The organism is Brachybacterium sp. B718/18, assembly GCF_055454375.1.
The window spans coordinates 294,194-308,488 of the sequence record NZ_JBVDDO010000003.1; the positions used below are offsets into that span (position 1 = coordinate 294,194).

At 72.3% G+C, this 14,295-nt stretch carries 14 protein-coding genes; 10 read left to right on the top strand and 4 right to left on the bottom strand.

Annotation, left to right across the window (positions count from 1 at the left end):
* Position 1 precedes the first annotated feature (1 nt).
* Both ACZCAH_RS07705 and ACZCAH_RS07710 read right to left on the bottom strand, forming a co-directional pair.
* Positions 2-706, bottom strand: coding sequence for a hypothetical protein (locus tag ACZCAH_RS07705; protein WP_464340498.1), 705 nt, complete (start codon positions 704-706; stop codon positions 2-4).
* A gap of 116 nt (positions 707-822) precedes the next feature.
* Positions 823-1,107, bottom strand: coding sequence for a GlsB/YeaQ/YmgE family stress response membrane protein (locus tag ACZCAH_RS07710; RefSeq protein WP_464340499.1), 285 nt, complete (start codon positions 1,105-1,107; stop codon positions 823-825).
* Positions 1,108-1,524: 417 nt separating this feature from the next.
* Here ACZCAH_RS07710 and ACZCAH_RS07715 point away from each other — a divergent pair, with 417 nt between their 5' ends.
* The 6 genes from ACZCAH_RS07715 to ACZCAH_RS07740 are packed head-to-tail and all read left to right on the top strand — an operon-like array spanning position 1,525 to position 9,373.
* Positions 1,525-1,614 carry a potassium-transporting ATPase subunit F gene (locus ACZCAH_RS07715; RefSeq protein WP_464340500.1) on the top strand — a complete coding sequence of 30 codons (90 nt, stop codon included), beginning with the start codon at positions 1,525-1,527 and terminating at the stop codon, positions 1,612-1,614.
* A complete protein-coding gene (gene kdpA / locus ACZCAH_RS07720) occupies positions 1,614-3,284 on the top strand; it encodes a potassium-transporting ATPase subunit KdpA (protein ID WP_464340501.1) in 1,671 nt (556 codons plus the stop codon). The genes ACZCAH_RS07715 and kdpA overlap by 1 nt, the downstream gene beginning before the upstream one ends.
* A 2-nt stretch (positions 3,285-3,286) precedes the next feature.
* A complete protein-coding gene (gene kdpB, locus ACZCAH_RS07725) occupies positions 3,287-5,476 on the top strand; it encodes a potassium-transporting ATPase subunit KdpB (RefSeq protein WP_464340502.1) in 2,190 nt (729 codons plus the stop codon).
* 20 nt (positions 5,477-5,496) lie between these two features.
* Positions 5,497-6,117, top strand: a complete 621-nt coding sequence (gene kdpC, locus ACZCAH_RS07730; protein WP_464340503.1) for a potassium-transporting ATPase subunit KdpC — start codon at positions 5,497-5,499, stop codon at positions 6,115-6,117.
* On the top strand, positions 6,114-8,606 hold the full coding sequence (locus ACZCAH_RS07735; RefSeq protein WP_464340504.1) for a sensor histidine kinase: 2,493 nt from the start codon (positions 6,114-6,116) through the stop codon (positions 8,604-8,606). Before kdpC ends, ACZCAH_RS07735 begins: the two co-directional genes overlap by 4 nt.
* Positions 8,603-9,373 carry a response regulator gene (locus ACZCAH_RS07740; RefSeq protein ID WP_464340505.1) on the top strand — a complete coding sequence of 257 codons (771 nt, stop codon included), beginning with the start codon at positions 8,603-8,605 and terminating at the stop codon, positions 9,371-9,373. The genes ACZCAH_RS07735 and ACZCAH_RS07740 overlap by 4 nt, the downstream gene beginning before the upstream one ends.
* Here the strand turns inward: ACZCAH_RS07740 and nrdF are convergent.
* Positions 9,327-10,295, bottom strand: a complete 969-nt coding sequence (nrdF, locus tag ACZCAH_RS07745; protein WP_329747370.1) for a class 1b ribonucleoside-diphosphate reductase subunit beta — start codon at positions 10,293-10,295, stop codon at positions 9,327-9,329. The two genes, ACZCAH_RS07740 and nrdF, sit on opposite strands and share 47 nt — an antisense overlap.
* Before the next feature lie 218 nt (positions 10,296-10,513).
* Between nrdF and ACZCAH_RS07750 the strand changes: the two genes are divergently transcribed.
* The 3 genes from ACZCAH_RS07750 to ACZCAH_RS07760 are packed head-to-tail and all read left to right on the top strand — an operon-like array spanning position 10,514 to position 13,031.
* On the top strand, positions 10,514-11,941 hold the full coding sequence (locus tag ACZCAH_RS07750; RefSeq protein ID WP_464340506.1) for a DUF418 domain-containing protein: 1,428 nt from the start codon (positions 10,514-10,516) through the stop codon (positions 11,939-11,941).
* Between the two features lie 9 nt (positions 11,942-11,950).
* Entirely contained in the window at positions 11,951-12,466 is a 516-nt protein-coding gene (locus ACZCAH_RS07755; protein WP_464340507.1) for a hypothetical protein, read from the top strand.
* Complete coding sequence (locus ACZCAH_RS07760; RefSeq protein ID WP_464340508.1) at positions 12,453-13,031, top strand: hypothetical protein; 579 nt, start codon at positions 12,453-12,455, stop codon at positions 13,029-13,031. The genes ACZCAH_RS07755 and ACZCAH_RS07760 overlap by 14 nt, the downstream gene beginning before the upstream one ends.
* Here the strand turns inward: ACZCAH_RS07760 and ACZCAH_RS07765 are convergent.
* Positions 13,015-13,431, bottom strand: a complete 417-nt coding sequence (locus ACZCAH_RS07765; protein WP_464340509.1) for a hypothetical protein — start codon at positions 13,429-13,431, stop codon at positions 13,015-13,017. The two genes, ACZCAH_RS07760 and ACZCAH_RS07765, sit on opposite strands and share 17 nt — an antisense overlap.
* A 100-nt stretch (positions 13,432-13,531) precedes the next feature.
* Here ACZCAH_RS07765 and ACZCAH_RS07770 point away from each other — a divergent pair.
* Positions 13,532-14,295 (top strand): WXG100 family type VII secretion target (locus tag ACZCAH_RS07770; RefSeq protein WP_464340510.1); only part of this gene is annotated, 764 nt, incomplete at its 3' end.

A 14,295-nucleotide genomic window follows, 5' to 3' on the forward strand; every position in this document is an offset into this window, starting at 1 on the left:
ATCACTCCGGGGCGAGGTACCAGCTCGGCACGGACTTCAGCGGCGCCAGCTCCCGCTGCTCGGCGCCCACCAGGGCGGTCAGCACCTCGAAGGACATCCGCCGATGCAGCTCCGCGAACTCCTCGGCGGAGCCCGCGTCGCGCAGCGGGACGAGCCACCGCCAGAGCGAGCCCGGGTCCTCCCGCACCGCGACCAGGTCGCGCACGATCGCGAGGTCGCCCGCACGGACCTCGACAGCGCGGAAGAGTGCCCGCAGCAGCGGGTCGAGGTCGCCGTCCGCCAGCGGCACCTCCGTCGGCCCGCCCGCGGACGACGCGGCGTCCACGAGCAGCAGGCCCTGCCCCGTCGGCCGATCCCAGCCGGCCGCGCGCACCGCGAAGACGGCGCCCTGTACGCCGTGCTCGGCCATCAGCACCCGGGCGATCAGCTCGGCCCGGCCGACGACCTCCTCGATCGCCGCCCCCGGCGCGGGGACCTTCACCGCGAGCACCCCGCGGAGACGGCCCCGCTGGGCCGGCGCCTCGCGGGGCACCGCGTTCCCCTGGTGGAGCAGCCCGTAATAGGGCACCGCGAGGGTCCGCTGCAGCGACCGCCCGGGGCGAGGCCGCTCGGCCGACGGGCCCGCGGGTCGGCGCAAGCCGAGGCCGAAGCGCAGCGCGAGGTGCTCGCGCCGCTGGAGCTCAGCGAGGTGCCCGTAGCGGGCCACACCGTCTGCGTAGGCGCGGCGCGCAGGGAACGCCCCGGACCGACGGACGCGGCGCCGCCCCAGATGATCCGGGACGGCGCCGCGCGGGTGTCGTACGGGGCTGGTGCGCGCTGTGATCAGGCGCGGCCCTTGGTGGCGAAGCCGTAGATGACCATGACGATCAGCGCGCCGAGCACGGCGAGCAGGATCGTGCCGATGCTCCACGGGTTCGACATGATGCCGCTGACGCCTTGGCCGCCGAGCAGGCCGCCGATGAGGCCGCCGACGATCGCGCCGACGACGCCCAGGACGACGGTGAGGGCGAGGCTCATCGACTGCTTACCGGGCATTACCGCCCGCGCGATGAGGCCGATCAGGCCGCCGATGATGATCCACGAGATGATGGCCCAGAGAAGACCCATGATGCACGCTCCTTGTGGGGGTGGGGAAAGGGGTCGGAACACTGCATGCTGCACGCCCAGTGTGCACTGCCGGGGCGTCGGAACGGGGATGTTCCGCTGAACACTCCGGGCGCGCGTCGGGACGGGCGGTCGGGGGACGAGCGCCGGACAGGGTGACCGGCGCCTCCCCGGGCGGCGGTCGGGTGTGAGCGCTCCATGAGGATCACGCCGACGGCCGTATGGATTCCGTGAGGACCCGCGACGACGGGGACCCGGAGGAGTGGGATCGGGACTCGCGTCGCTCCGGCGACGCCCGGCTGCCGTACGGCCGCCGGCCCTCCCTCCGAACGGAGCCCCCGTGCTCGACATCCTCTCCGTGATCGGCGTGATCGCCCTCTTCGCGGTCGTCTCCCTGCTCGTCCGGGCGGTGGAGAAGCTGTGATCGCCCTCGAACTGCTCGCCCTCGTCCTCGGCCTCGCCGCGATCGTCCACCTGTTCGCGGCCCTCCTCGCCCCGGAGCGCTTCTAGTGGACTGGATCCTCCTCGCCGCGAGCCTCCTCACGCTCCTCGTCGCCCTCGCGGTCGTGTACCGCCCGCTCGGCGACTACATGGCCTGGGTGTTCACCACCCCCGTCACCTCCCGTGCCGAGTCGCGAGTCCTCGCGCTCCTCGGGGTCGACGGCACCCGCGAGCAGTCCTGGCCGGCCTATCTGCGGTCGGTGCTGCTGTTCTCCCTGACGGGCGTGCTGGCGCTGTTCGGCCTGCTGCGCCTGCAGGCCCTGTTGCCCTACTCCCTCGACAACGAGGCGATCGAGCCGCTCGTCGCGCTCAACACCGCGATCTCCTTCGTCACCAACACCAACTGGCAGGCCTACTCGGGAGAGGACCTCTCGTACACGGTGCAGGCCGCCGGCCTCGCTGTGCAGAACTTCGTCTCGGCCGCGACCGGTCTCGCCGTCGCGATCGCCCTCGTGCGCGGGCTGTCCCGGCGCCGGAGCGGCACCCTCGGGAACTTCTGGGTCGACCTGCTGCGCGGCACCTTCCTCGTGCTGCTGCCCCTCTCGGTGCTCAGCGCGATCGTGCTCATCTCCGGCGGCGTGGTGCAGAACCTCCAGGTCTACACCGACGTCACGACCGTCGCCGGCGGCACGCAGACCCTGCCCGGTGGTCCCGTCGCCTCGCAGGAGGCGATCAAGGAGATCGGCACCAACGGCGGCGGCTTCTACAACGCGAACTCCTCCCATCCGTTCGAGAACCCGACGGGCTGGACCAGCCTGCTCCAGGTGCTGCTCATCCTCGTGATCCCCTTCTCCCTCCCCCGGACCTTCGGGAAGATGGTGGGCGACCACCGCCAGGGATACGCGATCGCCGCGACGATGGCGACCCTGTACCTCGCCTCGGTGACCGCCCTCGCGGCCTTCGAGTTCGCCGGCCACGGCACCGCGCCCGAGCTCGCCGGCGCCGCGATGGAGGGCAAGGAGACCCGCTTCGGGCTCGCCCAGTCGGTGCTCTACGCGGCGACCACGACCCTCACCTCGACGGGTGCCGTGAACTCGATGCACGACTCGTACACGGCCCTGGGCGGCATGGTCCCGATGGTGAACATGCTCCTCGGGGAGATCGCCCCGGGAGGGGTCGGTGCCGGGCTCTACGGGATGCTGATGATCGCCGTGATCGCCGTGTTCGTCGCCGGGCTGCTCGTGGGCCGCACGCCGGAGTACCTCGGGAAGACCGTCGGCCCCCGCGAGATGAAGCTCGCGAGCCTCTACATCCTGGTCATGCCGCTGCTGGTGCTCGGCGGGGTCGCGCTGAGCTTCGCGATCCCCCCACTGCGCTCCAGCATCGAAGAGGTCTCGCTGACGAACACCGGGTCCCACGGCCTCTCCGAAGTGCTCTATGCCTTCGCCTCGGCGGCGAACAACAACGGCTCCGCCTTCGCAGGGCTGACCGCGAGCACCCCCTGGCTCGCTGTCGCGCTCTCGATCGTGATGCTGCTGGGCAGGTTCCTGCCGATCCTGCTAGTGCTCGCCCTGGCCGGCTCCTTCGCCGCCCAGGACCGGACCCCGGAGACCTCCGGCACCCTGCCCACCCATCGGCCCCTGTTCGTGGGCCTCACCCTCGGCACGGCGCTGCTCGTGACCGCACTCGTCTTCTTCCCCGTCCTCACTCTGGGTCCGCTCGCTGAAGGGCTGCACTGACCATGTCGACCATCGACCGCACCACCGTTGCCGACCGTCCGTCGGCCGCCGCGAGCCCGTCGGATCCGGGTCGCCCGCACGAGCCCGCGCCGCGGCGCGCGCTCACCCTCGCCCAGCTCCGCGCGGCCCTGCCCGGAGCGCTGCGCCGGATGGGCCCCCGCTCCCACTGGGGCAACCCGGTCATGTTGATCGTCTGGGTCGGCGCCGCGCTGACCACTCTCCTCGCGATCGTCGAGCTGCTGGGCGGCGGACCCGCCCCCTCGGGGGGCACCGCGGTGCCGGCGCTCTTCTCCACAGCGATCGCCGTCTGGCTGTGGCTCACCGTGCTCTTCGCGAATCTCGCCGAGTCGGTCGCCGAGGGCCGTGGCAGGGCCCAGGCGGCGACCCTGCGCCGCACCCGGACCAGCACCCCGGCCCGGTGCGTGGTCGACTACGACGAGACCGCGGATCCCGCAGCTCGTACCGCCGAGGTCCGGGAGATCTCCTCCGCGGACCTCGCCCGAGGCGACATCGTCGTGGTGAGCGCGGGCGAGTTCGTCCCCGGAGACGGCGACATCGTCTGGGGCATCGCGAGCATCGACGAGTCCGCGATCACGGGCGAGTCCGCGCCGGTGGTCCGGGAGTCCGGCGGGGACCGGTCCGCCGTCACCGGCGGCACCCGGGTGCTGTCCGACCGGATCGTCGTGCGCATCACCTCGACGCCGGGCGAGACCTTCGTGGACCGCATGATCGCCCTCGTCGAGGGGGCGGCGCGGCAGCGCACGCCCAACGAGATCGCGCTGACGATCCTCCTGGCGTCGCTGTCGATCGTCTTCGTCGCGGTCGCGCTCACCCTCAACCCGATCGCCTCCTATCCCGCGAGTCCCGCGTCGATCACGGTGCTGGTCGCCCTGCTCGTGTGCCTGATCCCCACCACCATCGGCGCCCTGCTCTCCGCCATCGGGATCGCCGGGATGGATCGGCTCGTGCAGCGCAACGTCCTCGCCATGTCCGGGCGCGCCGTGGAGGCCGCCGGGGACGTGTCCACGCTGCTCCTGGACAAGACCGGGACCATCACCTACGGCAACCGCCGGGCCACGGACTTCCTCTGCGTGGGCGAGGTCAGCCGGTCCGAGCTGGTCGAAGCTGCGGCCCTGTCCTCGCTCGCGGACCCGACCCCCGAGGGCGCCTCCGTCGTCGACCTCGCCCGCGAGCTCGGGACCGAGCTGGCCCCCGGGCCCCACGGCGAGGTGGTCCCGTTCACGGCCCAGACCCGCATGTCCGGTCTCGACCTGCCGGCCGGGACCCGGATCCGCAAGGGTGCCCGCACCGCAGTGCTCGACTGGCTCGAGGCCGAGGGGATCTCCCCCGCCGGCCTCGAGCGACGAACCCTCGACGAGCACTGCGAGCGCGTCTCCTCCTCCGGCGGCACGCCGCTGGTGGTCGCCCGGATCACCGGCGACGGTGCCCGGAGCGGTCTGCTCGGCGTGATCCACCTGAAAGACGTGGTCAAGGACGGACTCCCCGAGCGCTTCGCCGAGCTGCGTGCCATGGGCATCCGCACCGTCATGGTCACCGGCGACAACCCGCTCACCGCCGCGGCCATCGCGGAGGAGGCCGGGGTGGACGACTTCCTCGCCGAGGCCACCCCCGAGCAGAAGCTCGAGTACATCCGCGCCGAGCAGACGGGCGGCCGTCTCGTCGCGATGACCGGCGACGGGACCAACGACGCGCCGGCCCTCGCCCAGGCCGACGTCGGCGTCGCGATGAACACCGGCACCTCGGCGGCGAAGGAGGCCGGCAACATGGTCGACCTCGACAGCGACCCGACCAAGCTCATCGACATCGTCGCGATCGGCAAGCAGCTGCTCATCACCCGCGGGGCGCTGACCACCTTCTCCATCGCCAATGACGTGGCGAAGTACTTCGCGATCATCCCGGCGATGTTCGTCGGCGTCTTCCCGGGACTGGCGGTGCTGAACGTCATGGGCCTGAGCTCCCCCGCCTCGGCCGTGCTCTCCGCGGTGATCTTCAACGCGATCGTGATCATCGCTCTCGTGCCGCTCGCCCTGCGGGGCGTCGCCTACCGGCCGATGACCGCCTCGCGGATGCTCGGCCGGAACCTCGCCGTCTACGGCCTCGGCGGCATCATCGCGCCCTTCGCGGGCATCTGGCTCATCGACCAGCTCGTCCGTCTGCTCCCCGGCTTCTGATCCCCGAGAGGACCGCTCCCATGAACACCGCACTGCGCAGCAGCCTGCGCACCCTCGCCGTCTCCGTCCGCACCCTGCTCCTCTGCACCCTCGTGCTGGGCCTCGGATACTCCCTGCTCATCACCGGCATCGGCCAGCTGCTGATGCCCGCCCGGGCCGACGGTTCGCTGCTCCGCACCGGAGACGGCGAGATCGTCGGCTCCACCCTGATCGGCCAGTCGTTCCTGGACGAGAACGGGGACCCGCTGCCCGAGTACTTCCAGTCCCGCCCCTCCGCGGCCGGCGAGGGCTACGACGGCAGGTCCTCCTCCGGCACCAACCACGGACCGGAGAACCCCGAGCTCATCGCCGCGATCACCGAGCGCCGCGCCGCGATCGCGGCCTTCAACGGAGTGGCTCCCGAGGAGGTCCCCGCGGACGCCCTGACCGCGTCGAGCTCCGGGCTTGACCCGCACATCAGCCCCGAGTACGCCGCGATCCAGACGGAGCGGGTCGCGGAGTCCCGGGGGCTCCCGCTGGACCAGGTGGAGACGCTCGTGGCTGAATACACCGAGGGCAGGGATCTCGGATTCGTCGGGGAGCCGAGGGTGAACGTCGCCGCCCTCAACCTGGCGCTCGACGAAGGGGAGGACCGAGGATGACGGCACGGGGCCGACTCCGGGTGCTGCTGGGGGCCGCCCCCGGAGTGGGCAAGACCTGCACGATGCTCGACGAGGGGCACCGGCTCGCGGCCGAGGGCCGTGACGTCGTGATCGGGGTGGTCGAGACCCACCACCGGGCGGACACGGCCCGGCGGGTGGCGGGCCTGCCCGCAGTGCCCCTGCACGCTCACGAGCATCGCGGCGTGGTCCTGCAGGAGATGGATCTCGACGAGCTGCTGCATCGCGCCCCGGAGGTCGCCCTCGTCGACGAGCTGGCCCACTCCAACGCTCCCGGCACCGCGCACCCTAAGCGCTGGCAGGACGTGGACGTGCTGCTCGACGCCGGGATCGACGTGATCTCCACGGTCAACATCCAGCACATCGAGTCGCTCCACGATGTGGTCGAGCAGATCACCGGGGTCCCGCAGCGCGAGACCGTCCCCGATGAGTTCCTGCGCCGCGCCGACCAGGTCGAGGTGATCGACCTGGCGCCCCAGGCGCTGCGGGACCGCCTCCGCAGCGGCGTCGTCTATCCCGCCGAGCGGGTCGACGCGGCCCTGTCCAATTACTTCCGCCTCGGGAACCTCACCGCCCTCCGCGAGCTGGCCCTGCTGTGGCTCGCCGACGAGGTCGACCAGGCGCTCCAGGACTACCGCGCGGAGCATGCGATCGAGGGCCGCTGGGAGGCCCGGGAGCGGGTGGTCGTGGCGCTCACCGGCGGGCCCGAGGGCGAGGCCCTGCTGCGGCGCGGCGCCCGCGTCGCGGCGCGCTCGGCCGGCGGAGACCTGCTCGCCGTGCACGTCACCAGCGAGGACGGGCTGCTGCGCAGCTCCCCCGGCGCGCTCACCCGCCAGCGGGCCCTCGTCGAGGAACTCGGCGGCAGCTATCACCAGGTGGTCGGCGAGGACGTCCCGGCCTCCCTCGTCGGCTTCGCCCGCTCCGTCGACGCCACCCAGCTGGTGATCGGGGTGAGCCGTCGCGGACGACTCACCGCCGCCCTCACCGGTCCCGGCATCGGCGCGACCGTGGTGCGGGAGTCGGGCGACATCGACGTGCACATCGTGACCCACGCCGCCGCGGGCCGTCGGCTGACCCTGCCGCGCGTCGGCGGAGCGCTCACCCCGGCGCGCCGGATCGCCGGGTTCGGCCTCGCGCTGCTGGGCGGGCCCCTGCTGACGGCGTTGCTGCTGGCCCTGCGCACCGAGGAGTCCATCACCAGCGACGTGCTCAGCTATCAGCTGCTCGTAGTGGTCGTCGCCCTCGTCGGCGGGATCTGGCCCGCCCTGTTCGCGGCCCTCCTCTCCGGCCTCACCCTGGACTTCTTCTTCATCGAGCCGCTGCGCACGATCTCGATCGCCGAGCCCCTCCACCTTCTCGCGCTGCTGCTCTACGTCACGATCGCGGTGCTCGTGAGCGTGGTCGTCGACCAGGCCGCCCGACGCACCCGGGCAGCACGCCGCGCCGAGGCGGAATCCGAGCTGCTGCAGACCGTCGCCGGCAGCGTGCTGCGCGGCGACGACGCCATCCAGGCGCTCGTGGACCGCACCCGCGAAGCCTTCGGGCTCGAGACGGTCGAGGTCCGGGGCGCGGACGGCACCGTGCACGCCGCCGCCGGGGATCCGTGCCCCGGCCCGGCCGCGACCCGCATCCCCCTCGGCCAGGGCGCGCATCTCACCCTGCACGGCGGGGACCTCCGCGCCTCGGAGCGACGCTTGCTGAGCGTCGTCGCCGCGCAGATCGACGCGGCTCTCGAGCACCGCCATCTCGCCGCGACCGCCGAGGAGATCGTGCCGATCGCCGCCTCCGACCGGGTGCGCGGGGCGCTGCTCTCCGCGCTCAGCCATGATCTCCGACGACCGCTCGCCGCGGCGGCGACCGCCGTGGGCGGGCTCCGGACGGCCGACGGCCAGCTCTCCCCCGAGGACACCCGGGAGCTCCTGGACACGGCGGAGCAGAGCCTGGACTCCCTCGCGTCCCTCGTCGACGACCTGCTGGACGTCACCCGGTTGCAGGCCGGCGTCCTCACGATCACGACCCGACCGACCGACCCCGCCTCCGCGATCGCCCCGGCGCTCGAGGAGCTCGGCCTGGGTCCCGCGCAGGTGCGGCTCGCCCTCGCTCACGACGCGCGCACCGCCGCGGCCGATCCCGTGCTCCTCCAGCGGGTGCTCGTCAACCTGCTGGCCAATGCCGCCCGGTACTCTCCGTCCGGAAGCGCGGTGACCCTCACCACCAGCACCTTCGGCACCCGACTGGAGATCCGAGTGATCGACCACGGCCAGGGGATCCCCGCGGACCGTCACGACGACGTGTTCGTGCCCTTCCAACGGCTCGGAGACACCGACAACACGAGCGGGCTCGGGCTCGGGCTGGCCCTCTCCCGCGGCTTCGTCGAGGCGATGGACGGCTCCCTGACCCCGGAGGACACCCCCGGCGGCGGGCTGACGATGGTCGTCTCCCTCACCCTGACCCCCCAGGAGACGACATGAAGATCCTCATCGCGGACGACGACCCGCACATCCTGCGCGCGCTGCGGATCACCCTGCTGGCCAAGGGCTACGAGGTCGTCACCGCCGGCGACGGCGCCGAGGCGATCAGCACCGCGATCGACGAGCATCCGGACCTGTACCTCCTGGACCTGGGGATGCCGCGCTTCGACGGCGTCGAGGTGATCCAGGCGCTGCGCGCCTGGACCCAGGCCCCGATCCTCGTGGTGTCCGGGCGCACCGGCGCCCCGGACAAGGTCGACGCCCTCGACGCGGGCGCCGACGACTACGTCACCAAGCCCTTCTCCGTCGAGGAGCTTCTGGCCCGTCTGCGCGCGCTCACCCGCCGCATCTCCCACGACGAGGAGGCGCTCGTGGTCCGGCTCGGGGACGTCTCGATCGACTTCGCCGCCCGCAGCGTGGTCCGGGATCTGCCCTCCGGCCGCCGTCAGATCCGGCTCACCCCCACCGAATGGCAGGTGATCGACACCCTGGTGCGCCATCGCGGCAAGCTGGTCTCCCGCCGCACCCTGCTCACGCGGATCTGGGGCACCGAGCACGTGGAGGACACCGGCTACCTCCGCCTGTACATCTCGCAGCTGCGCCGGAAGCTCGAGGACGATCCGTCCCGGCCGCGGCACCTGATCACCGAGGCCGGGATGGGCTACCGCCTCGAGGGCGCGGAGCTGGAGCCGCCCGACGCACCGGGCGCGCCGCCCGGGATCAGAAGTCCCAGTCGTCGTCCTCGGTCTCGACGGCCTTGCCCATGACGTAGCTCGAGCCGGAGCCCGAGAAGAAGTCGTGGTTCTCGTCGGCGTTCGGGGAGAGCGAGGCCAGGATCGCGGGGTTGACCTCCGTGGACTCCGCCGGGAACAGCGCCTCGTAGCCGAGGTTCATGAGCGCCTTGTTCGCGTTGTAGCGGAGGAACGTCTTGACGTCCTCGGTCCAGCCGACCGGGTCGTAGAGGTCCTCGGTGTACTCCTCCTCGTTGTCGTAGAGGTCGCTGAGGAGGTCGAAGGTGTACTCCTTGAGCTCGGCGCGACGCGCGTCGTCGGCCTTCTCGAGCGCCTTCTGGAACTTGTAGCCGATGTAGTAGCCGTGGACGGCCTCGTCGCGGATGATCAGCCGGATGATGTCCGCGGTGTTGGTCAGCTCGCCGTGGCTGGAGTAGTGCATCGGCAGGTAGAAGCCGGAGTAGAAGAGGAAGGACTCCAGCAGGGTCGAGGCGACCTTGCGCTTCTCCGGATCGTCGCCCTGGTAGTAGCCCATGACGATCTTCGCCTTCTTCTGCAGCGGCTCGTTGAACTCGCTCCAGCGGAAGGCCTCGTCGATCTGCTTCGTGTTCGACAGGGTCGAGAAGATCTGCGAGTAGGACTTCGCGTGCACCGACTCCATGAACGCGATGTTCGTGTACACCGCCTCCTCGTGGGGGGTGATCGCGTCGGGGATCAGGGAGACCGCACCGACGGTGCCCTGCACCGTGTCCAGCAGGGTCAGGCCCGTGAAGACCCGCATGGTGAGGTTCTGCTCCTGCTCGGGCAGCCGGTTCCAGGACTGGATGTCGTTGGACAGCGGCACCTTCTCGGGCAGCCAGAAGTTGCCCGTCAGGCGGTCCCAGACCTCCTGGTCCTTCGGATCGGGGATCCGGTTCCAGTTGATCGCCTGGACCGTCGTCTTCAGGTGGTCGTTCACCGCAGCCTCACTGTCGAGAATCGGGGGTAGAGCAGTCCGAGCCAGTCTAGGCATCGCGCGGGTCCGCCGCGCCGCGCGGCCCACCGGGTCGGCGGTGGCGAGAGCCACCGCAGGGAGCGGAATAACCCACCGGACCCATGACTTTCGTCGTGGGACGCGAGGTGGGTGCCCGCACTAGCGTGAGGAGCACGTCGCCCGTCTCTCCGGAAGGCCCCACCGTGACCTCCTCCGTTGCTCCCGGACACCTCCCCTCCGCCCCCGATGCTCCCGCCCCGGCCCGCTCGCTGGCTCCCGATGTGGCGCGCGGGCTGATGCTCGCCCTCATCGCGATCGCCAACGTCTCCTGGTACCTGTGGGGCGCGTCGACTTCCGTCGGCGGCACCCCGCACATCCCCGCCGACGGGCCGCTGGACACGGTCGCGCAGGTGGTGATGACGATCGCCGTCGACCACCGGGCGATGCCGCTGTTCGCGTTCCTGTTCGGCTACGGCATGGTGCAGTTCTACCGTTCGCGGATCGACCGCGGCCTCGAGCCCACCGCAGTGCGGCGGATGCTGCGGCGCCGCCACTGGGCGATGCTGCTGCTCGGTGCGCTTCACGCGGCGCTGCTCTTCTTCGGCGACATCCTCGGCGTCTATGCGATCTCCGCGCTCGTGCTGGTGTGGTGGTTCTTCGGCCGACGCACGCGGACGCTGAAGATCTGGGCGATCGTGATCTCCGCGCTGATGCTGCTGTTCGCCCTGTTCTCGATCGCCTCGGGACTCGCCATGGCCCTGTTCGTCCCGGAGGAGGCGCTCGCCGAGATCGAGGCGAACTCCGCCGGCTCCGACCTCGGCTTCACCCGCGGCCTCGCGTACGACACCCCGTACCTCGTCTCGATCCTGTACCGGCTCGGGATGTGGGCGTTCGCCCTGCCGGCCGCGGCGATCCTGGGCGCTGCGCTGCCGGTGCTGCTGGGCTGGCTCGCGGGTCGCCGCCGGATCCTCGACGAACCGTGGCGTCACGTGGGCCTGCTGCGCCGCACCGCGGTGATCGGCCTCGCGATCGGCTGGCTGGGCGGGCTGCCGGAGGCCCTCGCGATCGCCGGGATCTACCAGCTCCCGGTCGCGGCGCCGTGGATGCTCACCGGCCTCACCTCCCTCACGGGCGTTGCCTGCGGCGTCGGCTATGCGGCGCTGTTCGGCCTGATCGCGGTGCGTTGGGAGGGTCGTCGTCCCGGCACGGCGGCCGACGGCAGCGACGCGCCCGCCCGGTTCGACGACGCCGCCCTCACCGCGGCCGAGCGGTCCTACGGGGTCCCCGCGGCCGCGCTCGTGCCGCAGCGGACCCGGGAGGCGGGCCTGCTCGAGCGGACCCTCGCGGCCGTCGGCCAGCGCTCGCTGACCTTCTACCTGTTCCAATCGCTGCTGCTCGCCCCGCTGATGGCGTCCTGGGGCCTGGGCCTCGGCGGCGTGCTCTCGACCGCGCCGGCGCTCGCGATCGCGTTCGCGGTGTGGCTACTCTCCCTACCGATCGCGGCCTGGATGGGGGCGCATGGGATGCGCGGCCCGGCCGAGCGGCTGCTGCGCCGGATGACCTACGGGACGATCGACGCGCAGACCCGCGCCCCCCGCCCGGAGGCGACGAAGACCAGCACCTCGGCCTAAGGTGGGTCCATGGCCACGACCCTCCGTCCCGTCCCGGCGGCCCGCCCCGATCGGCCCGGCACCGCGACGACCCTCGAGCTCCCCGAGACCTGGAGCACCGTCGACGCCCCCGCGCCGGCCCTCGCCGCTTTCTCCGACGGCCGCAGCCTCAGCCCCGCGATCGAGACCAACATCGTGCTGACCGCGGCGGACCCGGTCCCGGGAGGGACCCTCGCGTCCTGGCAGGCAGCGGTCCGCGAGGAGCGCCTCGCCACCCTCCCCGACCTGCAGATCCTCGAGGAGCGATCCGTGCCCGGCGCGGGCGGCGAGGAGCTGTGGCACACCAGCTCGGTCCTCACCGACCCGCAGGGCGTCACCCTCCTCGTCCGCTCGTGGAGCTTCGTGCACGAAGGGACGGGCCTCACGCTCACCCTCACCACCCTGCCCCTCGTCGATGCCGAGCACGGTGCGGAGCTCGACCGGATCGCCGCCACCTGGGCCCCCGGCCCGCCGAGCCGTGAGAGGACCCCCGATGCCGACTCCTGACCTCGACACCGCCCTCGTCGACGAGATCCTCGCCTCCGCGCGCGGGGAGATCGAGGTGCGCCTCTGCGCACCGACCCGTCTCAGCGAGCACACCCTGACCCTCTCCCGCGCGGGGATCCTGCGCCGCAGCCGCGATCCCCGCGACGTCGAGCGCTCCGAGCAGCTCGGGGTGCATCCCACCCCTGCGCTCCCCGGGGTGCTGCTGCGTCTCGCGGCCATCGCCCCGCTCGGCAGCCCGCCGGAGGGAAGCGAGCTGGATCTTCCGAAGGAGCTGCTCGACCAGCTCGCCGCCCCGGACGACGCGATCCGGGAGGCGGCCTGGTCACGCGCGCTCGACGCCGCCCGGGCCCTGCCCGCCCCCGCCGACCCGGCGCTCGAGGCCTCGCCGCCCCGCGCCGTCCACCTGGTTCGTCGGCGCGCCGAGGGCGATGCGCGGGCGGTGCTCGTCCAGCTGCGCGGCCGCTACCTGGCGGCGGACCCGGCGAGCGCTGGGCGCCTCGTCGGCGCCACGCCGACGGACGCCGCGCGCGCCCTGCTGCGTCCCCTGCTCACCGCCCGCGGATGAGCTCCCGCTCGCGGCGGCGCTGCGGGCGCAGCCACCCCGGATAGATCCACAGCGGCAGGATCGACCGGTAGCCGGTCGCGAGCAGCAGCACCACCCAGAGGACCACCTCGAGGATCACCACGACCGGTAACAGCACCGCCGTCGTGAGCTCCCGCAGGGCGTCGATCGCGGCGAGCAGGGCGAGGGGGGCCGCCACGAGCAGCGCCTGCGCGCACAGCGGGAGGACCACGAGCACGAGGCCCTCGACGTAGCGGAACCCTCGGCCCGGACCGACGCCCTCCGGTCCCGCCCAGGAGCGGAAGACCCTCCCCCGCCCCGCCCGGAACAGCAGCGCCAGGACGGCGAGGCCGGCCCCGAGCAGGAGCAGCACCAGGGCGAGCAGGAGGAGTACGGGGTCCATGCCGACATCCTCCCATCGCCCCATGGGGACCTCTCCCCATGTCGCTCTCGCGCGCCGACCGGTACCGTCAGCGAGCAGGGTCGACACACGTGGAGGAGCCATGAACGCATTCCAGGGGATGGACACCGCCGAGGTCACGGACCTCGCGGGCCGGTTCACCGAGCGCGCCGAGACGCTGAGCACGATGCTCGAGACGTTGTCCTCCCAGGTGGGGGCCTTGGTCGGCACCGAGTGGATCGGGCCCGACGCCGACGGCTTCGCCGCCGCCTTCGACTCCTCCGTGCGCCCGCAGCTGACCACCGCCGCCGAGTCGCTCCGCACCCGGGGCGGCGATCTCGAGGGCCATGTCGACGAGCAGAACGGCGCCTCGGACCCTGCGGGCGGAGGCGCGGGCGGCCCGGGCGGCGGCGGCCCCGGCGGCGGGAGCTCGTCGGCGCAGTCCTCCTCTTTCCTCGGCGCGGACTGGGGCGATGTCTCCTTCGGCGAGTTCTGGCAGAACCTCACGGAGAACATCGGCATCGACGGCGTGGACAGCGCCGGCTTGATCATCTCCTCGACCCACAGCTTCGCCAAGAACTTCGGCGAGTTCGCGCTCGGCAAGGGCAGCGTCCCCGCCTTCATCCCCGTGATCGGCGACGTCTTCACCGGCGTGATGGCCGGGATCGACCGCTGGAACGACGATGCGGGCCGGAGCGACCTCTCCACCGGTGAGCGGATCGGGCGGGCCGTCCTCGACGGTGCGGTGAACTTCGGCGGGTCGATGGCGGGCAGCGCCATCGGCGGGTCGATCGGCACCTCGATCGGCACCTCGATCGGCGGACTGTTCGGCGGCGGCGGCGGAGCGGCGGCCGGCGCTCCGGCCGG

Bases quoted from the DNA above. Each gene is read 5' to 3' on its own strand.
- kdpB (WP_464340502.1), top strand. From the start codon at position 3,287: ATGTCGACCATCGACCGCACCACCGTTGCCGACCGTCCGTCGGCCGCC.
- ACZCAH_RS07755 (WP_464340507.1), top strand. From the start codon at position 11,951: ATGGCCACGACCCTCCGTCCCGTCCCGGCGGCCCGCCCCGATCGGCCC.
- ACZCAH_RS07740 (WP_464340505.1), top strand. From the start codon at position 8,603: ATGAAGATCCTCATCGCGGACGACGACCCGCACATCCTGCGCGCGCTG.
- ACZCAH_RS07760 (WP_464340508.1), top strand. From the start codon at position 12,453: ATGCCGACTCCTGACCTCGACACCGCCCTCGTCGACGAGATCCTCGCC.
- ACZCAH_RS07735 (WP_464340504.1), top strand. From the start codon at position 6,114: ATGACGGCACGGGGCCGACTCCGGGTGCTGCTGGGGGCCGCCCCCGGA.
- kdpC (WP_464340503.1), top strand. From the start codon at position 5,497: ATGAACACCGCACTGCGCAGCAGCCTGCGCACCCTCGCCGTCTCCGTC.
- ACZCAH_RS07765 (WP_464340509.1), bottom strand. From the start codon at position 13,431: ATGGACCCCGTACTCCTCCTGCTCGCCCTGGTGCTGCTCCTGCTCGGG.
- ACZCAH_RS07710 (WP_464340499.1), bottom strand. From the start codon at position 1,107: ATGGGTCTTCTCTGGGCCATCATCTCGTGGATCATCATCGGCGGCCTG.